The sequence below is a fragment of the Gordonibacter sp. 28C genome (assembly GCF_003339845.1).
Classification (GTDB): domain Bacteria; phylum Actinomycetota; class Coriobacteriia; order Coriobacteriales; family Eggerthellaceae; genus Gordonibacter.
The window spans coordinates 1-26,824 of the sequence record NZ_PPTR01000015.1 but is presented as its reverse complement, the minus strand read 5'-3'; the positions used below and the strand labels follow the sequence as shown (position 1 = coordinate 26,824).

Here is a 26,824-nt window from a genome sequence, read left to right as displayed (position 1 = left end):
ACGGCGCTCGAGCAGAAGACGTGCAAGGTCTGCGCGACGCCTCTACCGGAAAACGGGCAAGGTCCGTAAGGCTCATTCGTTAGATCCGTGCAAGGTTCGCGCGGTTTCGCGACGGTTCGATCACGGTCGCCGTGCAAGGTCGAGGCCGAGAGGGAGCGGCGGGCCGTTTAGCGCTTCTCCCCGGTGACGCTGTCGATGCCCGCAGCACCCAGAAGCTGGTCGAGGGTGTACTCGTCGAAGCCGTCGTAGCGGTAGAACGTGCGGTAGAACTCGATGGTCTCGTCGCGCATGTTGATGTCGGCGGCGTACTGGGGATAGAGCACCTTCAGCACCCAGAGGCAGCCGAGCACGCGCGCGGCCGAGGGGGGCCGTCCAAACCACGAGAACGGCGACTGGGGGATGCGGTATATCTCGCCAGCCTTCACGCACGGCACGTTGTTCCAGTGAGCATCCTGCTGGATGGCGCCGTAGATGTCGGAACTCTCCGAATCGCTCATGTTGAACTCGGCCACGAGCACGGCGTCGGGGTTCCAGGTGATGACCTGCTCCAGGTTAACGCTGGGCATGCCCATGCCCTTGCCCTCGGTGCCGGGCATGTCGGCCACGTTGCCCGTCCTGATGAGCTCGAGCGCGTCGGTGACGTGCATGCTGCCCACCGGGTCGGTGGTGAGGCCGTCGTTGCCCTGTGCCAGGAAGACGGACTTGCGCTGCCTATCCGGGATGCTGGCGGCGATGCGCTCGATGACGGCGAGCTTCCGCTCGCAGAACGCCGCCAACTCCTCGCCGCGCTCGGCGCAGCCGACGAGGTCGCCCACATAGCGGAACATCTCGGGCGCATGGCGAACGTCGTAGTCCACCAGCACCACGGGCAGGCCCGTCTCGTCGCGGATGTCGTCGGCCATGCCGCCGCCCACGTCGTCCGCCGTCCAGTAGCACAGCAGGACGTCGGGATCCTGCGCGGCTATTTCCTCGGCGTTGGGCACCGATCCCGCGCCCATCCACACGCCCAGCGACGGCAGGGCGAAGTACTCGTCGGGGATGTACTTCTTGTTGTCGCCGGCCGGGCGGAAGTTCCAACCGGCCAGCTTCTCGGGCGCGAGGGCGAACAGATCGACCGTGCCGATGGGGTTCGTGCAGAACACGCGGTCGATCTGCTCGGGCACCATGACGCTGCGCCCGCCCATGTCGGCGACGCTGGTGAGGTTGCCCTGCGCGAAACCGGCGCTCGCGCATCCGGAGAGCATGCCGCCCGCGCACGCGCTGGCGGCGGCGACGGCCGCCCAGCCGAGGAAGCTCCGACGGGTGAGGACGCGTGCCGCGCCGCCCGTTCGAGCTGTTCGGGAGCCGCGCGTCGCAAGGCCGGATTCCGGGTGCAGGTTCTTCATAGATCGATCCTCTCGCTATCCAGAAACGGCGTGCACGCCGTCCCCCTCTTCCCTTCGGAGCCGCCCACTTCGCCCACGCCCACCTCGACGCCGTAGAGCGCGCCCAGGGCGTCGGCCGTGAGAACGTCGCGCGCCGCGCCCGCCGTGACGCCCGAGCCCCGCCCCACGCACACCACGTCGCTGCCCAGCAAAAACGCATGGTTCGGATCGTGGGACGTGATGACCACGGCGAGCCCCCGCTCCACGAGCGCCAGAATGCGCTTGAGCACGACGACCTGGTTGCCCAGATCGAGGTTCGCGCAGGGCTCGTCCATGACCAGCAAGCGCGGCTCTTGGGCGAGCGCCCGGGCAATGAGCACCATCTGGCGCTCGCCGCCCGAGAGCGTGGTGCAGTCTCGGTCGGCCAGCGCGGCCAGACCCAACTCGTCGATGGCCGCGTCGGCGATGCGCTCGTCCTCGCGGCCGGGACCGGCGAGGCCGTCGAGCGTGGGCGTGCGGCCCATGAGCACCATCTCGCGCACGGTGAAGCCGAACGCAGAATCGTGCGTCTGCGGCACGTAGGCGACCGAGCGCGCGTAGCGCTTGCGCGTCCAACCGCGCACGTCCTCGCCCTCGATGCGCACGTCGCCGGCAATACGCGGCAGGAAACCCAAGATGGTCTTGAACAACGTGGTCTTTCCCACGCCGTTAGGTCCCAACAGCACGAGCGCCCGGCCGCACCCAAGCGAGAACGACACGTCGTCGAGCACAGAAGCACCGCCGTATCCGCAGGCCAGATGGCTCACTTGGAGGGCAGGGGCGGTTGCGGCGGGAATGCTCGCGGCGGCCCGCGCCCTTTCCCGGGCGCTCACAGCGACTTCCTCTGCCGGCAGATCAGGTACACGAACAGCGGCGCGCCCAGAATAGCCGTGAGAATGGACAGCGGTATCTCAGTGGTGTAGACGCTGCGGCACACGTCGTCCACCAGCATGAGGAACGCGCCACCCAGCAGCATGGACGCCGGCACGAGCGCGCGATGGTCCGAGCCCACCAAAAAGCGCGCCAGATGCGGCACGATGAGGCCCACCCAGCCCACCATGCCCGCCACGGCCACCGAGGCCGACGTGAGCAGCGTGGCGCAGGCGATGACGGCCAGGCGCGTGCGCTTCACGTTCACGCCGAGCGAGAGCGCCTCCTCGTCGCCGAGCGCCATGACGTTCAGCCGCCAGCGCAGCACCATGATGCCCACCGTGCCCACGGCGAATGCGGCCAGCAGGCCCACGAGATCGCCCTCTCGCACGGACGACAGGCCGCCCATGAGCCAGAAGGTTATCTCGGGCAGCTGGGAGTTCGGGTCGGCCAGGAACTTCACGGCCGAGGTGAACGCCTGGAAGAGGTTGCCCACCACGAGGCCCGACAGCACGAGCACGAGCACTCCGCTCATGCGCCGCCCGATGACGCTGGAAAGCCCGTAGCTCACAAGCACGGCCGCCACGCCCGCCGCGAACGCGGCGATCTCTATCCCTAAGCTCCCGAACGAAAGCAGGATGCCGAGCGCCGCGCCGAAGCACGCGCCCGCCGACGCGCCCAGCAGGTCGGGCGACACCATGGGGTTCTTGAAGATGCCCTGGAACGCGCAGCCCGCGCCCGACAGCGCGGCGCCCACCACGAGCGCCGCCAGCACGCGGGGCAACCGGATGGTGAAGAACACATTGGCGTCCGTCGCCTCGGCCGAACCCGAGAACGGTGCGGCCAGCAGGGCGAGCAGCTGCCCGAAGTCCATGTCGTAGCGCCCGAGCGTGAGCGAGAACAGGAAGCTTGCGACCACGAGCGCAGTAAGCGCCACCAGCACGAGTGCCTTGCGGCGGCGCACGGACGGCGCGCCGTCGGCGGCGCTGGGGACGCGCACGAGCCCTTTCGCGGGGGTGCCTCCCAGCTTGCGGGCAGTGCGGACGGAGCCTTCGACGGGAGCGCACGCGGGTGCGGCGGAACATGCCGGCGAAAGCTCGTCCCTCGCGACCGCAGCGGTCCCGACCAGCGGTTCGGCGGCCATCAAGCCCCCTCTCCCGTGCCCTGGGACGCGTCGTACGCCCCGCCTTCCACGCCCACGCCCTCCACGACCACGGGATCGACGGTTTGGCCGTCGGCGACCGAGACGGCCGTGAGCGTGACCACGTCGCCCGACGCCTTGGCAACGATGCCGAAGCCGGATGCCTCGTTGACCACCTTCGCCAAGTCGGCCGCGCAGTCCTGAGCATCGGCGTCGGCGAACGTGTGGTTGTGCTTGAGCAGCTTCGTCGCACCCCCGTCGGGCGAGAACCAGGTGATGGCGCGCACGAGAGCAGGGGACGTCACCCTGAACGTGGTCTGGGCCGGCAGGTTGTCGTCCGTCGACCCGGCGCGCACATCCGCCACCTCGATGGTCAGGCCGCTGGGCAGCGTGCCCTCCACCGGCGCGTCGAGCACGGCGCACGAGCCGGAGACGGCCGTAACGGACGGCAGCGCGCCGTCCGCGCGCTTGGCGGCTACGGAGAACCCGCTCTGGTACAGCGCGAAGAACGTGCCCTTCCCTCCCGCGGTGCTGGCGCCGGACGAGGGATGCAGCACGAACGTGACGCCGTCGGCCGAGCCGCGCACGTCGAGCGCCACAGCCCCGCCGTCGAGCGGGCTGCCGTTGAGCAGCACCTCGAAGTCGTCGGCCGCGTCGGCCGCCACGGACACGGGCTGGTCGAACACGAGCTTGACCTCCACGTTCTGCGAAGATTCCGTCATGGCGCTCGTGCTGGCGAGCCGCACGTCGGCGACGCGCGGCGAGTCGCTCGCCACCTGCGGCTGCGCGCAGCCGGCGAGCGCGAGAACGCAGAGCGCGAGCGCAACGGCCGCACAAGCCGTCTTCACAACGTTTTTCATCACCATCCCCCCAACCCCCTTGGACCTGTAGGGGCGATCTCCTGATCGCCCGCTCCGGCGAAGCCGGCAAACCCGGCAGAAGTTGCTTTTCGCGCTGCGCGCGAACGGGCGATCAGGAGATCGCCCCTACGAAAGGCCCGCATGGCGCCTCCTCCGCTTCACCGCGCGACGGGCGAGCAGCACGCACGCCGCGGTCAACGCGACCGCCAGCAAGCACAGACCCGCGAGCACGCCGTCGGCGAGCGTCGGCCCGCCCACGGTCACGGCCAGATGCGCCTCGGCGTCGGCGAAGTGCTTGAGCGAAGCCGTGCACGTGACGGTGGCGGTGCCGGGGGCGACGGGCACGAGCCACACCCGTCCCGCAGCTTCCGCCACCCGCACGACGCCTTCATCCGACGACGCGTAGGCCACGGCAGGCACCGTCGTCTCCAGCCCGTTGCACGAGCACCCTCCCCACGCGTCGGCCGACCCGCACAGGCACGGCTCGATCCCGCACATCCAGTCCATACCGCAATCGACCCCCGCCTCGATGGACGCCGGATCGCACTCCGCCGAAAGCGCCACCGGGCAGAACCGCGGCAGCGCAAGCTCCCCCGCTCCGTCCGCGAGAGGCGCCGTCGACTCCGCGCCGAACGCTCCCGCGCTCACCCGCAACACCTCCACCGGCTCCACGACACGCTCCGCCGTGGAGGAAAGCGCGTAGGCCGGAGAGGCGAGCGCCAAGCACGCCGCCAGCGCCAGGACGAGAGGGAGAAGGAGGAGACGCCAGACCGCGAGGCCGCCTGCGAGGGCCACGCAACCATGACGGTTCCACTCGAAAGCGCCATGGCTGACGCCGCGCGGGATCCTTCGACTCCGCGCTGACGCGCTCCGCTCAGGATGACAGGGGGCGGCGCTTCGGCTCCGCGCGGGACGACAGAGGATAACGCTCCGGCTTCCCTCGGGATGACAAGCTGCAGCACTCCGACTTTGCTCGGGACGGAACATCCTTCCAAAGCAAGCGCCGAAGGCGCTCCGCTGTCCCCCTCTCTCACCCAGCTGACAAAGCGGGTCCCCCGCAGGGGCCGGGGGCTCGGGGGCGCGCCGCGAGATTCCGCACGAGCCGAACAGCCCTGCGGGCTGTTCGTGCGAGCCAGGACTGCCCGAGCGCCGTGCCCCCGAGTCCCCGGCCCCTGCGGCCACCACCCGATTTTCAAACGAAAATACCATGGATGTCCTCGACCTTGTTCCCGCCCTCGGACAGAAAAATCTCCTCCAAAGACGACCCCGGATACTGCTCGTGCACACTTGCCACGCTGCCGTCGAACGTCAACCGGCACCCCTTGATCATGCCCAGGTGGTCGGCCGCGTCCTCCAGCTCGCGCAGGTTGTGCGACGACAGGATGACCGAGGCCCCGCGCTCGTGCGCGTACGCCTTCAACAGCCGCTTCAGCAGGTTGCGCTTCCCCAGGTCCAGCCCGTCGAAGCTCTCGTCCAGGAGCATGGTCTTCACGCCCGTGGCGAAGCCCAGCAGAATGCCCAGTTGGCGCTGCATGCCCTTGGAGAAGCCCGTGACCTTCGCCAGAGGATCCAAGCCGAACAGGGCCAGCATGCGCTCGTAGACGTCGTCGGACCAGTGCGGGTAGTAGCCTCGGTAGAACGAGTGCATGGTCTCGGGCGTGGCTTGGGGCAGGAAGTACGGTTCGTCGGCCACGATGAACAGCGAGTCGTGGCTCACCCGGTCGCTGTGCATGGGCACGCCGTCGATGTGCACCTCGCCGGCGTCGGGCTTGTACACGCCGGCGATGATCTTCAGCAGCGTGGTCTTGCCCGCCCCGTTGTAGCCCACCAGGCCGTACACCATGCCGTCGGCCACGGTGAGCGTGATGTCCTCGAGCGCCTGATGCGCCCCGAAGCGCTTCGATATGTTCGCCACCTCTATCATGGGCACCCCCTTACAGGTACGACGGCGCGAGCTCCGCCGGCAGGTAGAAGTACACGTACGCCTCGATACCGCGCAGCTTCGCCTGCACCAGGTAGCCGCCCGTCATGTAGCAGCCCATGCGCAGGTTCGGCACGATCTCGGCGATCTTGCTCTGCTCGTCGACCACCTTGAGGGCGCCGTAGTCCTGCGTGATCCAGTACTGGCCGGCCGTTTCGCTGCGGTAGGCCATGAAATAGCGGCTCACCGGCTGCGTGACCTTGTTGATGGACGCGTAGGGGTCATCGAGCTGGAACGTGAGCTGCTCGATGACCTTGGAGTCCAGCTGCCCGCCCAACGCGTCGATAAGGCCCTTGCCCTCGAGCCACGCCATGGTCTCGGTCCAGTCGTCCGTGACGTAGGTCACGGCGTTGCTGAACGAGTAGCCGAACGAGGCCACGTCCAGCTCGGGCGACAGCGTGAACATGAGCGCGGCGCGGGCCGGCTTGGACGGCAGGTAGCGCTCGTTCGCGTTCGTGTTCGCCAGGTCGTGCGCCAAGGCGCGCACGAGTTCGGAGCGCTCCTCGTCGGTGCACTCCACCTGCATGATGCGGTTGAGCGCGCCGTCGCCCAGGTAGACGTAGCCGGCGCGGTAGGCGTTGTACGAGGGCGACTTCGACAGCGCCTCGCGCTCCTCGTCGGACAGGCCGCTCGTGTCGCCGGTGACCACGGCGTTCTCCAGCTCGTGGGTGTGCTCGTCGTTGTCCAGGGCCAACAGGGCGGAAAGCTCGCCCACCGTGGCTTGGTTGTAGTAGCGCACCACTTCCCCGCCGTCTTTCAGACGGTAGCGCAGCACCACGTCGTAGGGCACGACCGAGCTCTGGAAATCCTCGTAGTTCGTCGCGCGCGCCGTGCGCGCCGAGTCGATGAGCTGGCCGTGGAGCGAGCGCACGATGTCGACGGACGACTCCTGGCCGTAGCTGCGGTACGACGTGTAATAGTAGGACGAGCCGCTGGCCACGCCCGAGAAGCCCTGCGTGAGGTAGCTGGGCGAGCCGTTGTAGGACACCTCCACGCTCTCCACGTCCTCGGCAGCGGGGATGAAGCCCGCGTACCCGAAGGCGCCGCCCGCCACCACCGCCACGACGGCCGCCATGGCCGCAAGCTCGCCGCCCACGCAAGCGAGCGTCGTCCGGCGTGCGGTGCGGCCGCGCAGGGGTCCGAACAGCAGCACGAGCGACACGAGCACGAACAGCGCCGCGCCCACCACGAGCGCCACCCCCACGTCCACCGAGCCCAACAGGGCCACGGCGGCCGCGAAGGCGGCCAAACCCAGCACGGCCACGGAGAGCAGCGAGAACACGGGCGCCTTGCCGGCCATCTCGGCCTGCTCGCCGCGACGGCGGCAAAACGCCGCCAGCCCCAGCGCCGAAAGCGCCAGGTACGCCGCGAACCAGCCGATGATGAGCGACCACGATCCGAACACGGGGTAGTACACGGGATGCAGCGCCATGAAGAACTGGTGCGAGCCGCCCGCGTCGGAGAAGAACAGCAGCGGGTTCAGATACGAGAGCTGCGACAAAAACGACGGCTCCACCTGCACCGCCTGGCCGTAAAGCGCCGCCCCCGAGGCGTTGCCCACCAGCAGGTAGTCGGCCAGCACGCCCACGCCCCACAGCACCACGCTTACGCTGGCCAGCAGCGCCACGCCGAACGTGCACGTCTCGAACAGCGTGCCCGCGCAGATGACGGCGATGCCCACGAGCGCGAACGCCGCGAGCGCCACCGTGACGTAGCCGCAGGTAACGTAGAAGAACTCGTGGACCTCGCCGTCGTAGAGCCCCAGCGCCAGGTGGTTCAGCAGCAGCGACACGGCGAACGGCACGGCGATGCCCGCCACGATGCACGCGGCGCCGGCCAGGTAGCGCGAGAAGAACAGTTTCACGCGCGACAGGCCCACCGACAAGAACGCCGTGGTGGCGCGCTTCACCAGCAGGAAACGGAACAGCACCACGGCCAGCACGGCGCCGAACAGCACGCACGCCGCGTTGACGACGGGCGCAAGGTCCTGCGCGTAGAACTGGAACTTCAGCTGCTCGTGCGTGTAGTTCACGTTGAACACGGAGATGTCGCCCACCACCGAGGTGGACACCGGCACGAGCACGGCGAACAGCGCAAGCGCGGCCACGAGCACCGGAACCGCCTGGCGCAGCGAGAACAGGAAGTCGTGCGCGAACGGGCGGCGGTGCCCCGCGCGCCGACGACGGCCGCGCTGGGACTTCGCATATTTCTCGGATTGGAGCTTGGCACGCCACGTCAAGGGGAACTCCTCCTTCAGCTCGTCGCCGCGCGCCTTCCAGGCGCGGCGCTCGGCCAGCTTGCGTCGCACGAGGCGCACGATGAGCCGCACGAGGAAGAACAGACCCACCAGGATGCCCACCGCCAATAGAAGCGCCGCCGCGATGAGCAGGGCGTCCACCGCGCCGAACGGGGCCACCTCCACGTCGAACGCGTAGCTGGCGCTTCGGTAGTGCACGAGGTCGGCCGTGATCTGCACCGTGGCCGTGCCGGGCCCGACGGGCATGATCCACGTCTGGCCGAACGCCTGCACGACCTGCGCCACGTCGGCGTCGCTCGTGGATATGGTCACGGCGGGGGTGGTCTCGCGGAAGCCGCCGCACGCGCAGTGGCCCCACGCGTCGGGCTTGCCGCAGGTGCAGGGGTCGAAGCCGCACACCTCGTCCATGTGGCACTCGATGCCCGTGCTGATGGACGCGGGCGTGGTGTTCACTGACAGCAGGTTCGGGAAGACGGCGCCCACGCCTTCGACGGACAGGCTGCCCTCGCCTTGGGATGCGCGGCTCTCGCCGGTGAGGCGGAAGAGCTTCGGCATGAGGCCGAGCTGCTCCGCGTTCGGGTCGTCGTCCGCGCTCTGCGCGACGGAGGCGTCCGAGGACACGTCCTCGGAGGAGCCGGAACCGCCCATGCCCCCCATCGCCGCGAACGCAGGCGACGGAGCGGAAACGGCGCCGACGACGAGCAGGGCTACGAGCAGCGTTTGGAAGAGGCGTGCAGCCGCCGCGCCTGCGGCGGCTGCACGCTCGTTAGCGGGCGTCATCGGGCTCGTCCTTGGCGACCGGCGGCTTTTCGGCCTCCGGCGCCCCTTCCTGCTCGACGTCCGTCCCGCTGTCGGCGCGCTTGCGGCGCCGCACGAGCACGACGGCGACGACGGCGGCAGCGGCCACGACGACGATGCCCACGGCCACCGGCACGATCCAGCCGTTCGAGCCTTCGTCGGCGATGCTGTCCTGCTTGTTCACGGAGATGGCACCGGGAGTGTTCGTCTCCTCCACCTCGTAGCTTGCCAGATCGTCGGTGGAGAACGCCCAGGTGGAACAGTGCGTGGTCTTGAACGACACGTAGCCGTCCTGAACCTTCAGCCCTTCCTGCGCGCGCTCGAAGCGCTTGGCCTTGTCGTCGAAGCAGAACAGGCCCAGCTCCGTGCCGTCGGAGAACGCGTCGCCCACCTTGACGTAAACGGACGCCTCGCCGGGAAGGTCGCCTTCATGGGCGAACTCCATGACCAGCCCGTCTTTGGCTTGCTTCATGATGTTGGACACGTTGCCGGCGCCCAGCTTCGACACTGTGATGGTGGGGTCGAAGTCCAGGTACGGGCTGTCGGCGGACACGTCCTCCCCCACGAACGTCCACGAATAGTCGGGACGGTCGGACGAGGAACCCGACCAGAAAACGACCTGGTCCTTCGTGCCGATGATCTTCTCGAACTGCGTACGCGTTTCGAGGAAGCTGTTCTTCTCCACCACAATGACCTTGCCGGCCACCGTTTCTATGACGGTTTCGTTCAGCGCGTCGTCCTTCGACTCGGTGGGCGTCGCCTCCCGTGGAACGCCCGCCGTCGACGGCGTGCTAGTTGCGGAAAGAGATGAAGCCGGGATTTCCGAGCTCGACGACCCGCCGCCTCCCCCGCCCGAGGTCGATCCGCCCGACGTGGGAGGTTCGGTCACATCGACTTGGATGGAGGCGGAGTTCGTCGTCCATTGGCGCAGCGACGCGGTCACCGTGATGGTGGCGGACCCTGCCGAGTTTCCCGTGACGACCAGCGTGCCGCCGCTCACGTACGCGGTGGCCACGCCGCCGTTGCTGGACGAGGCGTACACCTCGGGATAGTACGTGGAATACGAGGTGCCGGCGCACGTGCACTGTCCGTTCACGTCGAAGCACGTGTAGTTCGCCTCAATGACCTCCTCGCTCGTGCAAACTTGCGGGCACTTGGCCATGCCGCAGCCGAGCGTCTGATCGCTCGACGACGGATCGACGCTGATGCTGGTGCTGGTGGACTGCCCTGCTTGCACGCTCAGATACGACCCGCCGGGGTACACCCCCACTGTGCCGAAGTTATAGTACGCGGCCGCCTTCGTAGTGGGAACGAGGCAGGCTGCAAGCGCGAAGGCCAAAGCAACTGCCAGCATGATCACCGGTGCGGACCAAGCCCGGGGCGACTTCATCGCACCCTCCCTCTGCGCATTCGCGCGCTGATGCTTCATGCCGTTCATCTCCTAACGCCCCTCTTCCTCGTTCGCGCCGGCTACCGGGGAAGCCGAAGGCTCCCCCGCGCTCTTGCCCTTGCGCTGGGTCATGATGATCACGACGATGGCCACCCCGGCCGCCACCACGATGACGCCGATGGCGATGGGCACCATCGGAGCCATAGCGGTGCTCGGCGCGTCGCAGCACGACGCGCCGTCGGCCGTGGTCGCTGCGGCCGGCGTGGGATCGCAGCAGCTGCCGCCCTGCTGGGCGGAGGTCGCACCACCCACCACGATGGCCTTGGCCTCCGTCGTCAGGTCTCGCGACGAAACCACGTAGGTCTTGCCCTCCTGCACCGTGAACGTGGCATAGCCGCCCACCATGGCGGCGGACGCGTCCTCCTTCACGAACGCCTTCGCCGCGCTGTCGTACGAGAACAACGCCACGGCGTCGTCGTCGGAGAGCGCGGTCCCGGCCAGGGCGTACACGGTTGCGGGAGCGGGCAGCGCGCCCTTGCAGGCGAAGTCGACCGCCACGAAGTTCTGCACGCCGGAAAGCGGCTGGTTCAGCACGCCCGCAGCCTCGGTCGACACCGCAAGGCCCACGTCGAAGGGCTGCACGGCGGACGCTTCGTACGTCGTGCCGTTGAACGTGAGCGAGTAGTTCGGGTGGTAGTACGTGTCGCCCTCCCAGAACGTCACGTCGCCGTCGACGCCGGCCATCTCCGCAAGGCGGCCGGCCGCGTCGCACCCGTCGACGATGCGCACGTTGTGCACGGGACGGCCCATGACCGTCTTCTCCACGAAGGCGGCCTTGTCCTCCTGGTCGGCCGCAGCCGCTTCGGGCACGTCGACGAAGGCCGTCGAGCCCGTTTGGGCACCGGCGGCCGTGCCCGACACCGTCACCTTGAGCGCAGCCTCGGCGTCGGTGAACTGGCGCAGCGACGCCCGCACGGTGATGACGGCCTCCCCCTCGGACTTGCCGTACACGGTGAGCGCGCCGCCGCTGTAGGTGGCCACGGCCACGCTCGCGTTGCTGGACGACGCCACGGCCGTGGGATAGTACGTCTTGTAGTCGGGGCCGGAGCAGCGGCACTGCCCGTTCTCGTCGGCGCAGGAGTCGGCGCACCCCTGGGGGCACTTGGGCATGCCGCACCCCTCGGTCTGATCGTCCGACGACGGCGCGATGGACACGGTCGCGCTCGCCGTGGCCCCCGCCTGCACCTCGATGGCCGTGGTTCCCAAAGCAACCGACACGCTGCCCCGGTTGTAGTAGGCGAACGCCTGCGCCGGCAGCATCGCGAGCGCCAGCATGATCGCCAGCCCTATTCCAAGCGCCGATACGCGCGCGGCGGGACGAGCCCTTCTGACGGCTGTTTTCGAAACCACGTGAATCCCCCTAAGCTTTCTTTTCTTGCCCGCGCGAGACACCGCACAGGCCCTCGATGCGCCCCGAGAGGGCGAAACGCCGACCGCGTCCCGCCCTCCGAGGCAACCCTCATGCCGCCTTTCGCCAAAACCCGGCGAAGGAGCTAGCCCCTCTCGTCCATGCCGTCGCGACGGCGGGCGAGCACGGCCAGCGCCAATAGCAGCGCCGCCGCTCCGCCGAAGCAGGCGATGGGCACTATCGGCAGGCTGTCGCCCGTCTTCGTCAACGTCGTACCGGACGCGTTTCCTCCCGCGGTCGCGGCGTTGTCGTTCACCATCACCACGAACTCGGAGAAGTTCTTGACACCCGAGATGGACAGCTTGCCGTCGACCACCTTCTGGCCGTCGGCACTGCGCTGCTCGGACACCGTGCCGTCTGCGTTCTTGTGCAGGTGGATGATCGTGCCCGGCTTGCCGTTGTACTCGGCCCCCACAGGGAACGTGAGCGTGAGCCCGTCGGCGCCCAAGTCGGTGATTTCAACGCCGTTCAGATTCTGCAGGGACACGTCGAACACCTTGAACAGCAGGTTGTTCGCCGGTGCGTACTTCGACTTCAACTCCTGGAAGCGGTCGCTCGAGGACAGCATCTCCGACACCTTCAAGCTGCCGTCGACAGCGCTGCCGCCAGGAGCGAGCACGGAGCCGCTCACTGCAACGCCCGTCGCCGGATCGATCTTGGTGCCGGTAGCAGGCTGCTCGGGAGTCGGATCGGCGTTCTTGACCCACTTCGCGTAAAGCGCGATATCGCCGGACACGCCTGCGGCTATCTCGGTCACCCGGTTGGAGAACGACGCGTCGGTGTACCAACCGTCGAACATGTAGCCGTCCTTGGTCGGAGCCGCCAGCTGCACGGCCGTGCCAACCGTGTACGTGGCCGGGTTGGAGGCCGCGTTCACGCCTCCGTCGAGGTTGTAGGTGATGCCGTACGTTCCGGACTCGTCGACTTCACCGGCCACGACGTCCATGCCGAACACGGCGTACGTGTTGGAGAACGTGGTGTTGTCATCGGTGATGGAGCCGTCCTCGGCTGCGTTCATGCCGAAGAGGAAGCGATACGTTTCCTGATCCGTGTAGCCGTTGTAGCCGTCAACCGCAGACGGGTTCGCACCGCCCCAAGCCACAACGCCTTCGTTCCACGACCAAGCGAGAATCGGCTGCACTTCCTCCTTGATTGCACCGATGAGCTTGGCAAGCGCCTTGGACCGCTCGTCGTCGCCCTTCCAGGCGCGCATGTCTTGGGAAAGGAAGCTGTAGATGGTCTTGCCTCCCAGTTCGGGATACGTCGTGGTGTCGTCCCACCCGGCCGGATAATAGTAGCGCGGCTGGCCGAACAGGTAGTCGTACGAGAACTGGGCGTTGCCGATATAGCCGTCCTCGGCGGTCGACGCATCGCCGTTCGCATCAAGCTGGTCGTTCACGCGCAGCTTGAGCGTCATACCGGGACCGAACTCGACACCGGCCGCGTCAAGCACGTCGGTCAGCAACACGCCCTCGCTCGTATAGGAGCGCAGACCCGCCATGCCGCAGTTGGCGCTGGTGTTGTAACGCTTCTGAACGTTCAGGCTCTTTAGCTGGTCCTGGGTGAGCACCTCCGTGGATCGAACGGTGCCGTCCTCGTTGAGCACGCGCACGACGAGGTCCTCCGCGCCGATGTTGCGGTACGTCACGTCGCCCGACACGGCCGCGAAGCCGGCGGACTCCACGGCAAGCGTCTTGGTGTCGGTCTCGCTCGACGTGGTGTCGAAGAGCGCGACGGGCAGCGCCACCGATGCCGACGAAGTGCCGGCCGTGATCTCGTAGTACTTGAGCTTGCCCGCGTCATCGGCGGCGTTGGTCAGCTCGTTTTTCCACTCGCTGAAGGCTTTGCCCTCGAGCTTCACCCCGTCGATGGTCACGGACGTGATGCCGTCGATCCATACCTGCAGCATGTCCTTCTTCGTCGCGTCGGCATGCGCCGCCTGGTAGACAGCGAAAGCATCGTCGGACGGCTTCAGGCTGAAATTCACCTTGCCGGCCGGGTTGCGACCCATGTCGGTCGATACCGTGCCAGAATCGGCGGGGAACGTCATGCCGAGGTCGATATCCTCGACCGGCTCGGCTTCGACCCACTTGGCGTAGAGCGTGGTGCTCGCGTCCACCGTGCCGTCGTTGGCCTCGAAGTCGAACTCGCTGCCGTCGGTGCAGGCCTCGTCGGTGTACCAGCCGGCGAAGGTGTAGCCCTCGCGCGTCGGGTCGGCCGGCTTGGCGATCTTGTCGGCCGCCGCGCTGGGCTCGACGGGCTCGGCCTTGCCGCGGTAGACGTACAGGGCGTTGGCCCAGTAGCTGGACTTGATGGTGGTGTTCTCGGTGGAGGTCATCAGGTGGCTCTTCACCGTCTGGGGCTCGACCGCAGAGCCGTCGCCGGTCGCGAACGTGACCGTGCAGTCGTCCTGGGCGAGCTTGATGCCGTAGATGAAGCGGAACTGGTTCTCCAGAGACACTAGAGGATTGATGGCCGTGTTCTCCTCGGTCGGGAGCACCGCACCGGCCACCTGGTCGGAAGAGATCATGGTCTCGGCGTAGCCGGTGGACACCATCGGCTCGATGGTGGATCCGTCCTCCAGCGCCTTGGCCGCCAGCAGGCGGCGCAGCTCGACGGTGGCGCCGGCCTCGTCGTCGGAGGTGACGAGCTCGGCGTACTTCGCCTTGAAGTCGTCGTCGTAGATGCCCGCCAGGAAGTAGCGCTGGGCGCCGAACAGGCTGTCGTAGGTGAAGTTGTTGCCGTAGTGGTCGGACGTGTCCAGCAGGAAGGCGTCGCTCTCGGACACCTCGACGCCGGCGTCCGCGAGCAGGCCCGCCAGCGAGACGCCGTTGCCGGAGAACGTGCGGAAGCCGGTCATGCCGCACTGCGACGAGCCGTTCTGGAAGCCGAAGCCGTCGAGGCCCTCGAGCTCGTCGGCGGTCCAGCTCGCCACCCTGTTCTCGGTGCCGTCCTCCTCCACCACGATGATGGAGAACTCCTCGGAGGTGCCGGTGTAGAACGACACCTCGCCGGTCGCGTCGGCGTAGCCGGCGGCCTTGACGGACACCTCGTAGACCTTGGACTGCGGGTAGGTGGTCGTGCCGCGCCATCCGCTGATGTCGATCGGGTCGCCCTCGCCGGCGGCGACGGAGAACACCGGGTCGTCCGCGGTGCGCGTGAAGGTCACGCGGCCGCTGGCGGCGTCCACGGAGTACTGGCCGTCGGAGAGCGTCCGGGGCTCGCCCTTGACGCCGTCCACGACGGGGGTCACCGTGACGGACTCGACCGCGTTTGCCCACTCGGGGGTAGCGCCCTCCAGGGACACGCGCGCCGTGCCGGTGTCGCCGGCCTGGCGCAGCAGGACCTTCTGGCCGGCCTTGACGGTGGGGGCGGCAGACTGATCACTCACCCACTTGGCGTAGAGCGTGGTGCTCGCGTCCACCGTGCCGTCGTTGGCCTCGAAGTCGAACTCGTTGCCGTCGGTGCAGGCCTCGTCGGTGTACCAGCCGGCGAAGGTGTAGCCCTCGCGCGTCGGGTCGGCCGGCTTGGCGATCTTGTCGGCCGCCGCGCTGGGCTCGACGGGCTCGGCCGCGTTCTTGTAGATGACGAGCGCGTTGTTCCAGTAGGTCGAGCGGATGGTGGTGTTCTCGGTGGAGGTCATCAGATGGCTCTTCACCGTCTGCGCCGGGATCTCCACGCCCTCGCCCGCGAACGTTACCGTGCAGTCCTCCTGCACCAGAGATATGCCGTAGGTGAAACGGTACTGGTTCTCGGCGCCGACGAGCTCGTTGATCTCCGTGTTCTCCTCGGTGGGGAGCACCGCGTCGGCCACCTGGTCGGACGAGATCATGGTCTCGGCGTAGTTCGCCGACATCATGGGCTTGGCGATGGAGTTGTCCTCCTTGGCCTTGCTCGCCAGCAGCTTGCGCAGCTCGACGGTGGCGCCCGCCTCGTCGTCGGAAGCGACGAGCTCGGCGTAGGCGGCCTTCATATCCGGGTCGTCGTAGATGCTCTGCAGGAAGTAGCGGTCGCCGAACAGCTGCGAGTAGCTCCACATGCGGCCGAAATCGTCGGTCGTGTCGAGCTTGAACGCGTCGGTCTCGCTCACCTTGACGCCGGCGCCCGCGATGAGATCGGCCAGGGCGACGCCCTTGGCGGAGAACGTGCGGAAACCGGTCATGCCGCACTGCGACGAGCCGTTCTGGAACGTCGACATCTGCTCGATCTGGTCTTTGGTGTAGGTCTTCACGACCGTGCGGTCGTCGGTTGTCTCGTCTTTGCCGTCCGCATCCACCACGATGGAGAAGGTGGTGGCGGCGCCCGTGTACACCGTGACCGCGCCTTCCACGTCGGCGTAGCCGTCGGCCTTGACGGTCACCTTGTACTGCTTGGACTGCGGATAGGTCGTGGTGCTGCCCCATGCGGCGACGTCGATTGGGTCGCCCTCGCCCGGTGCGACGGAGAACACGGGGTCGGCTTCGGTGCGCGTGAAGGCGATGCGGCCGTTGGCGACGTCCACCGCGTACTGATCGGCGGACAGGACGCTCGAGGCGCCCGCGTCGTCGCCGCTGAGGGCCTCGACGGACACCGACTCGACCTTGTCGGCCCACTCCTGGCTCGCACCCTCCAGCGAGACGCGCGCGGTGCCGGTGTCGCCGGCCTGGCGCAGCTGGATCTTCTGGTCGGCCTTGACGGTGGGGGCCGTTGTGTCGCGCTCGGCAACCTTGACCGTGTAGGTAACGGAAGCCGGAGTCCAGAAATCAAGGTCGTCGGCGCTTACGACTACGGTGGTCTCACCGCTCTTCAACGCCTTTAATTCGATGTTGCCAGCGTTCGTCGCGCCGACGCTATCTGCAGAGGCAGTAAGCTCCTTGTCCGCGACAACGTCGCCAACAGACACGATGCCCGTGTCTGTTGGCAAAGCCTCCACTGTCGCCGATCGCAACACGGGAGCGGGATCGCATACGCAGCCCTTGCCCGTTTCGAAGCACGTCTTGCCGTACTCGGCCTCGCAATCCTGCGGGCACTCGGGCCTTCCGCATCCCTGGTACTGCACGTGCTGATATGGAAGCACCGTGATGGTCGCCGTCTCGCCGACCGCAAGCTCGATCACGTCGTTGGCGGCTTCGTCGGAGCTGACAGCTATGTTGCCATGGCTGTACTCGTCGGTCGCCGCGTACGCCTTGTTGGTCGTCAGCGTGGACGGGACCATGAGCCCCATGCACAGCACCAGCGCCACGAAGGCTCGGAACAACGCCGGCATTCGAGACGCCGATGCCGCAATCTCTCTTTTCATCGCACCCCCTCTGCAATGATTCTTCTGCTTGGAATGGTTCATCCCTTGCACTCCTTTCTATTACTTTTACCTGTCCTCGGGCGCAGGTTTTCCCTTTCGCGCATGGGCGGAGGCCCCTTGAGGCCAGCGTTCCATGCGTACCCACGGAAGAATAATAGCTAATAGAGTATAAAACGTGCCCTGTACTTTAGGGACAGTATTTTGACTATTCGAGTAAAAGAATAATGTTAGTGGCGAACAATGGCCGACAGGCGTTATACTGGATCCATGCCCTACAACCTGGTGACATTCCTTGGCTTCTCGAGTCTGCTCGCTTGGCTGCAAACGAGCGACTACCTGTGCCTTGCCCGCGATGCCGCCGTGCACAACGGAAGCGCGGCGGTCTGCGCCGTGTTCGCCATCACGTTGCTGCTGTACGGGCTATTAAACCGCTTGCTGGCCGTCGAGCCCGGGCGGAGGTTCTTGCTGGGGGTCTCCCTCGTCGCGAGCGCCTGCGGGTTCGGGTACGCGTTCGCCGGAAGCGAGGGCGCTCGACTGTTGTTCTTTTGCCTGCAAATGGCGTGCGGGGCCCTGCTCGTCGTCGCATGGGGAGAACGGCTCACTCTTTTCGGCTACCGAACCCTTATCCCCTTGGTGTGCGCGGCAGGGCTTTGTTCGGCCGCCCTGCTCTTCGCTTGCTCGCTTCTGAGCTCGCAGGCCACGTTTCTGGCCGCGATAGCGCTCCCTGCGTGCTCCGGCATCTGCCTGTTCCGCGCACTGGGAAGGAGCGAGGAGGAGGTTCTGGGCGACGAGACCGGCCGCGCGGTCCACACGGCCAGCAACGGCTTCTTCACGTTCGAGCCGATCGACCCCGACGCGTTGCGCCGGCTCCCGTGGATGCTCATCGTCGTTCTCTGCCTGTGCACGTTCGCAGCGTCGCTCTTCAGCGGCTTGACGGCGAATCCCTACCTCACGAACTCGAACATCGTCACAACCAGCATGCTGGCCGTGACCGTTGCGGGGCTGCTGCTCATCGGGGCGGGCGGCCTGCTCTATTTTTCCTCGAAGAAGGCCGCGGCCGGGCAGGAGGAGGCTTCGTCGGGCGGGTTCGCCCATCTGGATGGTTTCGCCGAGCCGGAAGGGCTGGCCGGGCCGGGCGGTTCCGCCAATCCAACCGAGCCGCGCAATCCCGCGCTGCTCATGCAGCTCATGGCGGGCATCGCCCTCATCCTGCTCGTCGGCGGGCTGCTGCTGTTCTCCATGAAGCTGCCCGGCACCATGACCACGGCGCTCGGCATGGTGCTGAGCGCGAAGAACTGCCTGGTCATCCTCTGCTGGATCGTGTTTCCCCGCGAGATAGCCGACGCTCGCCTGCCCTTCGTGCCCTGCTTCGCCCTGCTTATCCTGGGCAGCGGCACCTTGTACGTGCCGTACCTGGGCGCGTGGATCAACAAGAGCCTGGGAATAGGCTTCGAAGCCCTCACCAGCACGGCCACGGTCGTCATCGCCTTCGTGGCCGTGCTGGCCATCCTCTACATGGTGCTGCGCATCAGGCAGCTGGGAGCCGAGCAGCGCGCGGCCGAGTCCGCCGCGGAACCCAAGCCGCTTTCGCTCGAGGACATCCGCGAGGCGTTGCGCGCGCACCAGCTGAAGCTGATGGAGCCCTACGGGCTGACGGAGCGCGAGCGCGAGATCGTGGCCATGATCATCGACGGGCAGACGCTGGGCGGCATAGCCGAGAAGCTGTTCATCACCGAGCGCACGGTGAAGTTCCACAGCAAGAACGCTTACGACAAGCTGGGCGTGCATAACAAGAAGGAGCTCATGCAAATGTTCTCGGAGCGGTAGTTTTGCCACCCCAGCGTTCTTCGCCATACCGCCCATTGAAACGAAACGTGACGAGAAGGGGCGAAACGAAACGAACCGGGGGCGATTCGCCGCGTCCCCTTCCCTTCTTGGCGGAACCATCCATAATGGCAAGCGTACCGACGGGTTCGCCGAAAAGGTCGGCGGCCCTCCCCAACCAAGAAGGAGCGTATCATGAAGATCTCCGCACGCAACCAGCTCAAGGGCACCGTCTCGTCCGTCACCGACGGCGCCGTGAACGGCGTCGTCGCCATCGATCTGGGCGACGCCACCATCAAGGCCGACATCACCATGGAAGCCATCAAGGACCTGGGCCTGAAAGAGGGCGTGGACGCCGTGGCCGTCATCAAGGCCAGCAACGTCATGTTCGCCGCGGGCACCGAGCGCATCAAGGGCCTGTCCGCCCGCAACCAGCTGGCCGGCAAGATCGTTTCCGTGAAGAAGGGCGCCGTGAACGGCCACGTGGCCCTCGAGCTGGCCGACGGCAACCGCATCATGGGCTCCATCACCAACGAGGCCATCGAGGACCTGGGCCTGACCGAGGGCGCCGAGGCGCTGGCCGTGGTCAAGTCCACCGACGTCATCGTGGGCGTGGAATAACCGCGCACGAGCGATACGAAAACATCGCCCGGCTTTCGTCGGGCATTGGAAAGAGGCCGCATCGCGCGGCCTCTTTCTTCGAAGGCTCGCTACCCTTCTACGACGAACTCCTCGGCGGTGATGGCGGCTTTCACGGCGTCCAGCGTGGACGGCTGGCCGTCGTAGGTCAGGTCGACCTTGTCGGCCTCGAAGTCGGCTGAGACGCCCATGACGCCGTCCAGCACGCCGACGGCCTTCTCCACGCGGGCCGTGCACTTCGGGCAGTGCATGCCCGTCACCTTCAACGTTGCAACAGTCATGATCGTCGCTCCTTCTTTCGTTCCGTTCCGGCAATTCGTTTTTTCGTTGCCGAACAACTCGCTTGTTTTATCGAACGCATGTTTCACGTGAAACATGCGAGGTGCGTGTTTCCATCGCTTTCCGCTGGCGCCGCAGGGGATCCTTCGACTGCGGCCGCTGTGCGGCCTCCGCTCAGGATGACAAAAAGCTATCGTTGCGCCGCCGCTGCGTCTCCGCCCTTCCCTACAGAGCACGCATGCGCACGCTCATGTCCAGGGGCTTGGCGGCGAAGGGGGCGGTGGTGGCCAGGCCGTCCACGCCGGTGGCGGCGTAGGCGGCGGCGTTTTGGGGGTTGATGCCCCCGGCGGCGATGAGCGTGAGGTGCGGGTCGATGGCGCGCAGCTCCCCCACCAGCGGGGCCAGCTCGTCTGCGGGCACCTTGTCGAACTGGATGCCGTCCACCCCGGCGGCCGCGAGCACGCGGGCGCGCTCGGCGTCGGCCTCCACGAACAGCTTCTTCTCGATGCAGCGGCCCTTGATGACCGGCAGCTGCTCCACGAACTTGTCGAAGCCGCCTAAGAACGTGAGGTGATGGTCGAACACGAGCACCGTCTCCGACAGCCCCAGCCGGTGCGGGAACGCACCGCCCGCCATGACGGCCCCGGTGAGCAGGTCCTTCGCGCCGGGCTGGCTCTTGCGCGTGGTGAGCACCTCGCAGCGCGGGTTCGCGCCGTGCGCCGCGTCCACCATGGCGCGCGTCTTCGTGGCCACGGCCGAGCCGTGGTCGAACACGTTCAGGCACACCTTCCACGCCGCGTGCAGGTCGGCCGAGGTGCCGCGCACGCTCATGAACGTGTCGCCCGCGGCCGCGCGCTGGCCGCTCGGCACCGCCGAGACGACCTCGCATCCCAGCTTCGCCATGATGCGCTCGACCACTTCCGTGCCGGCCAGCACGCAGTCCTCGCGCGTGAAGTAGTCCATCTGTCCGGGCTCGTCCCCTATGCCCAGCACCGCGCACGTCAGATCGACGTAGGGCACGTCCTCGGCAATGAAGCCGTCGATGCGCGCGTCGGATATTCGCAGCATGACTTCCCCTTCCACCTCTCGTTGTCGCAAAGCGCCCGCGCGCAACGCGGGCCGAACCGCGCCTGCACATGGCGCGATCCAAAAAACCGCGCCTGCCTACGCGGCGCGGGCGAAACCCATGCGGGGCGGCGCCGGCGAACCAGGGAGAGGCCGCCGCCGTCCCGCACACGATATTCTCAATTGGGAATATCGCTGTTATAGAATAACCAATACAGGCCCCCAGGGGAAGCTGTACTTTGAGTGCAGGTTCCCCTGGCGGCCCACAGAATTCCCGTGCGCCGGGTGCGAACGGCCCGCCCCTATGGGGGACACGCACCCCAGAGCAAACAGAATCTGGAGCGCGCGAAGAGTCCAGAACGCAGGCGTCGCCAGCTTTCAGCAAGGAGGAAGTCGCGTGCGTTGTCGGCCGTAAAAGACAAGTTGGCTCATATCCCAGTATAGCGTCTTCCATAGCCGACACGATCCCCTTTGAACCGCTGGCGCAGAGGGGCTGCACCTATCGTCACACTTCCGCGATGATGCGCTTCGTGCGCTGGTCCACCTCGGCTTTGGCGCGCTCCACGTCGATGGTCGGGAAGGCGCCGTCGCGGTACACCACCGCGCCGTCGCTCATGGTGAGGCACACGTCGGAGCCATGGCCGGCGTACACCACGTTCACCAGCGGGTTCGTCATGGGAGCCCACGAGGGGCCCGTCACGTCCAGCACGCAGAGGTCGGCCTTCATGCCCTCCTTCACCTGCCCGCAGTCCTCGCGACCCTGCGAGAGCGCGCCCATGCGCGTGGCGGCCGCGAGGGCCTGCTTCGGCGTGACCACGGACGGGTCGTTCGTGGAGCCCTTGTACAGCAGGGCCAGCAGGTACAGATCCTGCATCATGTCGTGGTTGTTGTTCGAGGCCATGCCGTCGGTGCCCAGGCACACGTTCACGCCGCGCTCGAGCATGGCCGGAATGGGCGCGTAGCCGCTGCCCAGCTTCATGTTCGACGCCGGGTTCGCCGCCACGAACACCCCGCGCTCCACCATGATGTCGAAGTCGGCGGGCTCGCACCACGTGCAGTGCGCGGCGGTGGTGGGCGAATCGAGCACGCCGATGCTCTCGAAGTACTGGATGGGCGTCATGCCGTCGTGGCGCTGCTTGCACTCCTCGTGCTCGCTCTTCGTCTCCGAGGCGTGCAGATGCATGCGCAAGCCCTTCTCCTTCGTCACGGCCGCGATGTCTTTGCAGGTCTGCGGGTTCGACGTGTACTCCGCGTGGATGTTGTAGTCGATGAGGATGCGCCCGTCCGCCGCGCCGTGGTACTTGTCCACGTAGTCCTCGCAGAGCGCGCACGCACGATACTCCGAGAACGGCTTCGGCTCGAAGTACAGCTCGCTCTCGCAGATGTTCGCCTTCAAGCCCGACTCCACCACCGCGCGCACGCGCTCGTCGGTGTGGTAGTACATGTCGGAGAAGCCCACCACGCCGTAGCGCGCCATCTCGGCGCACGACAGCAGCGTGCCCCAGTAGTTGTCCTCGGGCGTCATCTTCGCCTCGAAAGGCCACACCATGTCGTTGAGCCACGCCTGCAGCGGCAGGTTCTCGGCGTAGCCGCGCAGCAGCGTCATGGGCGCGTGGGCGTGGGCGTTGTAGAAGGCCGGCATGAGCAGCTTGCCGCGGCCGTCGTACACCTCGCCGTACGCGTCGGCCTCGGCTCCGACGGGCGCCTTCTCGCCGATATAGGCGATGCGGCCGTCCTTCACGCCCACCCAGCGATGAGATCGATGGTCCAGGTTCTCATCCAAGATGTCGATGTCTGCGAACAGCATGGGCTCTCCTTGCCTCGAGGGCGCCCTCGTCGCCGGGCGCGCGTTTTTCTTCCGCACATTATAAGACTGCATCTAGTAATTGCCGACGGCAATCTTCCCTATCTGCCGCTCCGCCGGCAATCTTACTTGACCGTACCTTATATATGCTATCATGCCGGGGAGACGAGACGACGGGCCGCATACATGACACGGCGGCCTTTCGAGGAAAGAAGGAGACATGGCAGAAGAAGAATGCACGCACGAATGCGGTAGCTGCGGCGTCGCCGGCTGCGGCGACCGCGAGGACGCGGGTCCGTCCACATTCCCGACGAACGTCAACACGAACATCAAGCACGTCATCGGCGTGGTGTCGGGCAAAGGCGGCGTGGGCAAGTCGCTCGTGACCAGCCTGCTGGCCAGCCAGATGCAGAAGAAGGGCTTCAAGGTGGGCATCCTCGACGCCGACGTCACCGGCCCGTCCATCCCGAAGACGTTCGGCATCACGAACCCGCTCACGGCCGACAAGGACGGCATCGTGCCGGCCCAGACGGCCAGCGGCATCAAAGTGGTGTCCGTGAACCTCATGCTGCCGAAAGACGACATCCCGGTCGCATGGCGCGGCCCCGTGGTGTCCGGCATCATCAAGCAGTTCTGGGGCGAGGTGAGCTGGGGCGACATCGACTACCTGTTCGTGGACATGCCCCCGGGAACCTCCGACGTGTTCCTGACCGTGTTCCAGTCGCTGCCCGTGGACGGCATCGTCACCGTGTCGGCTCCGCAGGAGCTGGTGGCCATGATCGTGGGCAAGGCCGTGAACCTGGCGCACGACCTGAACGTGCCCGTGGTGGGCTTGGTGGAGAACATGGCCTACTTCAAGTGCGACGAATGCGGCAAAGAGCACTTCATCTTCGGCGAGCCCCAGGGCGAGGCCGTGGCGAAGCGCTACGACATCCCGTCGTTCGCCACGCTGCCCATCGATCCGTCGTTTGCGCGCCTGGTGGACGAGGGCAAGGTGGAGGAGTACGACGTGGCCGGCGCGCTCGACCCCATCATCGAGCAGGTGGAAGCCTGCGGCAAAGCGGACGCCGAATAAGCGGCATCCCGCAAACGCGAATGGCAGAGGGCCTCGGGATTTCGATCTCGAGGCCCTCTTTGCGTGGCTGGACGGAACCAACCCGGCATGTTCGCCTTGCGCCTACGGGTGCTCGTCGAAGTAGCCCGTCTGGCCGCGCACCTGCCAGGTGCACACGGCCAGGGCGATGATGAACAGGCCGCTCACGATGCCCGTGACGTCGATGATGCCCGACGAGATGTTGCTGGCCATGGCCCATGCCGTGAGCACGGCGTCGGCCAGCGTGATCCAGAAGAACAGCGATATCTTGTAGGGGTTCCTCGCGCCGCGTATGCCCAGCAGGCCTATGACCAAGTTGAACACCGCGCTCATCAGCGCGGTGGATCCCACCGATGCCGCGATGGAACGCAGCTCGATACCGGCGATCTGCGCACCCTCGACCACCGACCCCACGGTCCAGAACACCACGCCGAACGCCAGCTCCAGCACCGCCCATACGATCATGACGATGCACAACCGCCTCAGCCAAACCTGCCACGTCGACATGGGCATGCCGTCCGCGCCGATCAACGCCGCGCCGCCGACCGCTCGCAATGCTCCCACCTTGCCCGCGCCGACCGCTCCCGTTCCCTGTCCAACCGCCATGCTTCCTCCGCCTGCGCGCAAACGCCCTCATGCCGAGCGGGCCGCCTCGGGCAATTCCCCGGCGACCCGCCCTCGCTCAACGATTCGTTCGCTTGCCATTATAGGGCACGGCGCGGCCGCGGCCGAAAACCGTAACATGTCGGGCGACGAACGGCATGTCCGAAGAAACCGCATGCAGGTGAAGACGGCGTATCGTATACTAAGGGCAGTTGAATAAACGCCGTCGCGTATGGGATGGGGATGTTCCAAGCGCAAGCCGGCCGCACGCTCTCTCTAAGGAGGCTATTATGGAGCGCGCTCGTCACCGGCAAAGCGACTTGAAACGGATGGTCCTCGGCGTTCGCACCATCCCATCCCTGTTCGTCGCTTTGACCTCGTACAAGCTGCTTGCAATGCTGTTGCTCATGGAAACGTTTCTGCTGCCGGGCACGTTCGACCTGGGCGGTTTGGCGCTGCCCACCTGCACGCTGCTGTTCTTCGCCTGCACGTTGGCGTGCCTGTCGTTCGCCGTGCTGTTCCGGCGTCTCACCTTCTTCGACCGCGGATGGTACCTGGGGCTGCTCACGGCCTGCATCCTGTTCGGGGCGTTCCTGCTGCTGCTCAGGGAGCAAGGCGGCGTGGGCAACGAGGCGCTGGCGGCCACGTGCCGCGGGATGGGCGTCGTCCTGATGGCTGTGGGACTCATCGGCGTGCATATAGAGATCGCGCGCGTCATGGGAGCGCTGGGCATGACGCAGACGCTCACGTTCGGCGTGGCCGCCGCGTTCGGCGCCGTCGTGCTGTACCTGGGACTGGCCGCTGCGCCCGCACCGCAGAGCCGCTGGGCGGCGGTGCTCGCGCTCCCCTTCGTGCTCGCCGTCGCGTTCCATCGCGCGCGGCTGGCCGTGCGCGGATCCCGCAAAACACGCTACGGCGAGCCCGAGGCGAACGTGCTCGTGCCGTACCGGTTCATCGCCACCTCCGTGGCGCAGGGGTCCGCAGCCGGACTGCTCGTGGCCTTCCTGTGCTCCAGCGGCGCGTTCGACCCTTCGTGGAACGCGGCGGGCTACCTGCTGGCCGCCGGGCTCACGCTGGCCACGGTGCTGGTGTGCAAGCTCGACTTCAACCGCTCGGTGTACCAGATCGGGTTCCCGCTCGTGGGCCTGGGCCTTCTGCTGGCCGGCGTGGCGGGCGCGCCTTTGGAGAGCGCGAGCGTCGTGTTGCAGATAACGGGTTTCCTCTATCTCGACTTGGTGCTGTGGGGCCTGGGATCGTACCTCATCAAGAACTGCGGGCAGCCTGCCACCTGGGTGGCCTCGTGCCCCACCGCCTCGCTCATGGCCGGCAGGACGCTGGGCGCGGTGCTGGGCGCTGCGGCCTTGGACCTGCTGCCCAACAACGCGGGATCGGTCGCGGTCCCGTGCATTGCGGCGTTCTGCTTCGTCTTGGCGGCCCTTTTGCTGTCAAACGGAGCGAACCTGCGCACGGGCTGGGGCTTCGTGCACCCCGGAGACCCCGACGAGGACACGAACGCGCTGCGCGCCTGCCAGATCGTCGCCGAGGACTTCAACCTCACGCAACGAGAGTTCGACGTTTTGCAGCGCATCGTGGAGGGGGACTCGCGCGCCGACGCGGCGAAGGCACTCTTCATCGCGCCGAACACGGTCAAGACGCACCTGCACGCCGTTTACGCGAAGCTGGACGTGCACAACGAGCGCGACCTTCGCGCCTACGTGAGCGATCGAGCGCGGACGTTCTCGCCTACGCCCGAAAACGATGAAATTCTCAAAAATGGCGCTTGACCCCCCGCTCTCTTCCGCTATACTAGGTTTCGCACTTTTTCGGGGCCTTAGCTCAGCTGGGAGAGCGCATGGCTGGCAGCCATGAGGTCAGGGGTTCGATCCCCCTAGGCTCCACCACTACCTACGCGGGCCGGGCGATCATCGTCCGGCCCGCTTTCGTTTAATATGAGTAGAACATTGTCAAGAGGCAATAAAGGCTCAGGCCAGAGATTTGCTCCAGCTTGAGCCTATCTATCTTCACTTGATCTCTGATCTCGACAAGCAGTGTCAAACCGACGCTCGTATTC

18 protein-coding genes and 1 tRNA gene are annotated in these 26,824 nt (G+C 66.6%); 5 read left to right on the top strand and 14 right to left on the bottom strand.

The features are described from left to right. Positions 1–167: 167 nt before the first annotated feature. The 10 genes from C1878_RS14575 to C1878_RS14530 all read right to left on the bottom strand — a co-directional run bounded on the left by C1878_RS14575 (position 168) and on the right by C1878_RS14530 (position 17,446). Positions 168–1,385 carry an ABC transporter substrate-binding protein gene (locus C1878_RS14575; protein WP_114602338.1) on the bottom strand — a complete coding sequence of 406 codons (1,218 nt, stop codon included), beginning with the start codon at positions 1,383–1,385 and terminating at the stop codon, positions 168–170. Further along, positions 1,382–2,236, bottom strand: coding sequence for an ABC transporter ATP-binding protein (locus C1878_RS14570; RefSeq protein ID WP_199519361.1), 855 nt, complete (start codon positions 2,234–2,236; stop codon positions 1,382–1,384). The genes C1878_RS14575 and C1878_RS14570 overlap by 4 nt, the downstream gene beginning before the upstream one ends. Further along, on the bottom strand, positions 2,233–3,417 hold the full coding sequence (locus C1878_RS14565) for an iron ABC transporter permease (RefSeq protein ID WP_114602337.1): 1,185 nt from the start codon (positions 3,415–3,417) through the stop codon (positions 2,233–2,235). Before C1878_RS14565 ends, C1878_RS14570 begins: the two co-directional genes overlap by 4 nt. Continuing rightward, positions 3,417–4,280 carry a hypothetical protein gene (locus C1878_RS14560; RefSeq protein WP_114602336.1) on the bottom strand — a complete coding sequence of 288 codons (864 nt, stop codon included), beginning with the start codon at positions 4,278–4,280 and terminating at the stop codon, positions 3,417–3,419. The genes C1878_RS14565 and C1878_RS14560 overlap by 1 nt, the downstream gene beginning before the upstream one ends. 120 nt (positions 4,281–4,400) lie before the next feature. Beyond that, entirely contained in the window at positions 4,401–5,069 is a 669-nt protein-coding gene (locus C1878_RS14555) for a hypothetical protein (RefSeq protein ID WP_114602335.1), read from the bottom strand. A gap of 397 nt (positions 5,070–5,466) precedes the next feature. Then, positions 5,467–6,198: an ABC transporter ATP-binding protein gene (locus tag C1878_RS14550; protein ID WP_114602334.1), complete on the bottom strand. Its 732-nt coding sequence runs from the start codon at positions 6,196–6,198 to the stop codon at positions 5,467–5,469. Positions 6,199–6,208: 10 nt separating this feature from the next. Then, on the bottom strand, positions 6,209–9,292 hold the full coding sequence (locus tag C1878_RS14545) for a hypothetical protein (protein ID WP_114602333.1): 3,084 nt from the start codon (positions 9,290–9,292) through the stop codon (positions 6,209–6,211). Continuing rightward, on the bottom strand, positions 9,279–10,739 hold the full coding sequence (locus tag C1878_RS14540; RefSeq protein ID WP_147272962.1) for a hypothetical protein: 1,461 nt from the start codon (positions 10,737–10,739) through the stop codon (positions 9,279–9,281). The genes C1878_RS14545 and C1878_RS14540 overlap by 14 nt, the downstream gene beginning before the upstream one ends. A 12-nt stretch (positions 10,740–10,751) precedes the next feature. Next, positions 10,752–12,110, bottom strand: a complete 1,359-nt coding sequence (locus C1878_RS14535; RefSeq protein ID WP_147272961.1) for a hypothetical protein — start codon at positions 12,108–12,110, stop codon at positions 10,752–10,754. Between the two features lie 143 nt (positions 12,111–12,253). Beyond that, on the bottom strand, positions 12,254–17,446 hold the full coding sequence (locus C1878_RS14530; protein ID WP_158539833.1) for an InlB B-repeat-containing protein: 5,193 nt from the start codon (positions 17,444–17,446) through the stop codon (positions 12,254–12,256). 240 nt (positions 17,447–17,686) lie between these two features. Here C1878_RS14530 and C1878_RS14525 point away from each other — a divergent pair, with 240 nt between their 5' ends. Further along, positions 17,687–19,273: a helix-turn-helix transcriptional regulator gene (locus C1878_RS14525; RefSeq protein WP_114602329.1), complete on the top strand. Its 1,587-nt coding sequence runs from the start codon at positions 17,687–17,689 to the stop codon at positions 19,271–19,273. 192 nt (positions 19,274–19,465) lie between these two features. Further along, entirely contained in the window at positions 19,466–19,891 is a 426-nt protein-coding gene (locus C1878_RS14520) for a molybdopterin-binding protein (protein WP_114602328.1), read from the top strand. 89 nt (positions 19,892–19,980) lie between these two features. Here C1878_RS14520 and C1878_RS14515 read toward each other — a convergent pair whose 3' ends face one another. From C1878_RS14515 to C1878_RS14505, 3 genes are all read right to left on the bottom strand, one after another. Next, on the bottom strand, positions 19,981–20,190 hold the full coding sequence (locus tag C1878_RS14515; RefSeq protein WP_114602384.1) for a heavy-metal-associated domain-containing protein: 210 nt from the start codon (positions 20,188–20,190) through the stop codon (positions 19,981–19,983). Positions 20,191–20,413: 223 nt separating this feature from the next. Next, a complete protein-coding gene (gene modD / locus C1878_RS14510) occupies positions 20,414–21,256 on the bottom strand; it encodes a ModD protein (protein WP_114602327.1) in 843 nt (280 codons plus the stop codon). A gap of 502 nt (positions 21,257–21,758) precedes the next feature. Further along, positions 21,759–23,060, bottom strand: coding sequence for an amidohydrolase (locus C1878_RS14505; RefSeq protein WP_114602326.1), 1,302 nt, complete (start codon positions 23,058–23,060; stop codon positions 21,759–21,761). A 217-nt stretch (positions 23,061–23,277) separates the two neighbouring features. On the opposite strand from C1878_RS14505, the gene C1878_RS14500 reads away from it, so the two are divergent. Beyond that, entirely contained in the window at positions 23,278–24,132 is an 855-nt protein-coding gene (locus C1878_RS14500; RefSeq protein WP_114602325.1) for an Mrp/NBP35 family ATP-binding protein, read from the top strand. Between the two features lie 102 nt (positions 24,133–24,234). Here C1878_RS14500 and C1878_RS14495 read toward each other — a convergent pair whose 3' ends face one another. Further along, the gene (locus C1878_RS14495) at positions 24,235–24,756 is read right to left on the bottom strand and encodes a hypothetical protein (RefSeq protein WP_241963774.1); all 522 of its coding nucleotides are present in this window, start codon (positions 24,754–24,756) and stop codon (positions 24,235–24,237) included. Between the two features lie 287 nt (positions 24,757–25,043). Between C1878_RS14495 and C1878_RS14490 the strand changes: the two genes are divergently transcribed. Together C1878_RS14490 and C1878_RS14485 are read left to right on the top strand one after the other, a co-directional pair. Further along, a complete protein-coding gene (locus C1878_RS14490; protein WP_114602324.1) occupies positions 25,044–26,537 on the top strand; it encodes a response regulator transcription factor in 1,494 nt (497 codons plus the stop codon). A 41-nt stretch (positions 26,538–26,578) separates the two neighbouring features. Next, positions 26,579–26,654: transfer RNA gene (locus C1878_RS14485), tRNA-Ala, on the top strand. The last annotated feature ends 170 nt before the right edge of the window (positions 26,655–26,824 follow it).

What these genes read in the sequence shown, in the direction of transcription:
- C1878_RS14575 (WP_114602338.1), bottom strand. Translation starts at nt 1,385, where the DNA reads ATGAAGAACCTGCACCCGGAATCCGGCCTTGCGACGCGCGGCTCCCGA.
- C1878_RS14565 (WP_114602337.1), bottom strand. Translation starts at nt 3,417, where the DNA reads ATGGCCGCCGAACCGCTGGTCGGGACCGCTGCGGTCGCGAGGGACGAG.
- C1878_RS14560 (WP_114602336.1), bottom strand. Translation starts at nt 4,280, where the DNA reads ATGGTGATGAAAAACGTTGTGAAGACGGCTTGTGCGGCCGTTGCGCTC.
- C1878_RS14550 (WP_114602334.1), bottom strand. Translation starts at nt 6,198, where the DNA reads ATGATAGAGGTGGCGAACATATCGAAGCGCTTCGGGGCGCATCAGGCG.
- C1878_RS14545 (WP_114602333.1), bottom strand. Translation starts at nt 9,292, where the DNA reads ATGACGCCCGCTAACGAGCGTGCAGCCGCCGCAGGCGCGGCGGCTGCA.
- C1878_RS14540 (WP_147272962.1), bottom strand. Translation starts at nt 10,739, where the DNA reads ATGAAGCATCAGCGCGCGAATGCGCAGAGGGAGGGTGCGATGAAGTCG.
- C1878_RS14530 (WP_158539833.1), bottom strand. Translation starts at nt 17,446, where the DNA reads ATGAAAAGAGAGATTGCGGCATCGGCGTCTCGAATGCCGGCGTTGTTC.
- C1878_RS14525 (WP_114602329.1), top strand. Translation starts at nt 17,687, where the DNA reads ATGGCCGACAGGCGTTATACTGGATCCATGCCCTACAACCTGGTGACA.
- C1878_RS14520 (WP_114602328.1), top strand. Translation starts at nt 19,466, where the DNA reads ATGAAGATCTCCGCACGCAACCAGCTCAAGGGCACCGTCTCGTCCGTC.
- C1878_RS14515 (WP_114602384.1), bottom strand. Translation starts at nt 20,190, where the DNA reads ATGACTGTTGCAACGTTGAAGGTGACGGGCATGCACTGCCCGAAGTGC.
- modD (WP_114602327.1), bottom strand. Translation starts at nt 21,256, where the DNA reads ATGCTGCGAATATCCGACGCGCGCATCGACGGCTTCATTGCCGAGGAC.
- C1878_RS14505 (WP_114602326.1), bottom strand. Translation starts at nt 23,060, where the DNA reads ATGCTGTTCGCAGACATCGACATCTTGGATGAGAACCTGGACCATCGA.
- C1878_RS14500 (WP_114602325.1), top strand. Translation starts at nt 23,278, where the DNA reads ATGGCAGAAGAAGAATGCACGCACGAATGCGGTAGCTGCGGCGTCGCC.
- C1878_RS14495 (WP_241963774.1), bottom strand. Translation starts at nt 24,756, where the DNA reads ATGGCGGTTGGACAGGGAACGGGAGCGGTCGGCGCGGGCAAGGTGGGA.
- C1878_RS14490 (WP_114602324.1), top strand. Translation starts at nt 25,044, where the DNA reads ATGGAGCGCGCTCGTCACCGGCAAAGCGACTTGAAACGGATGGTCCTC.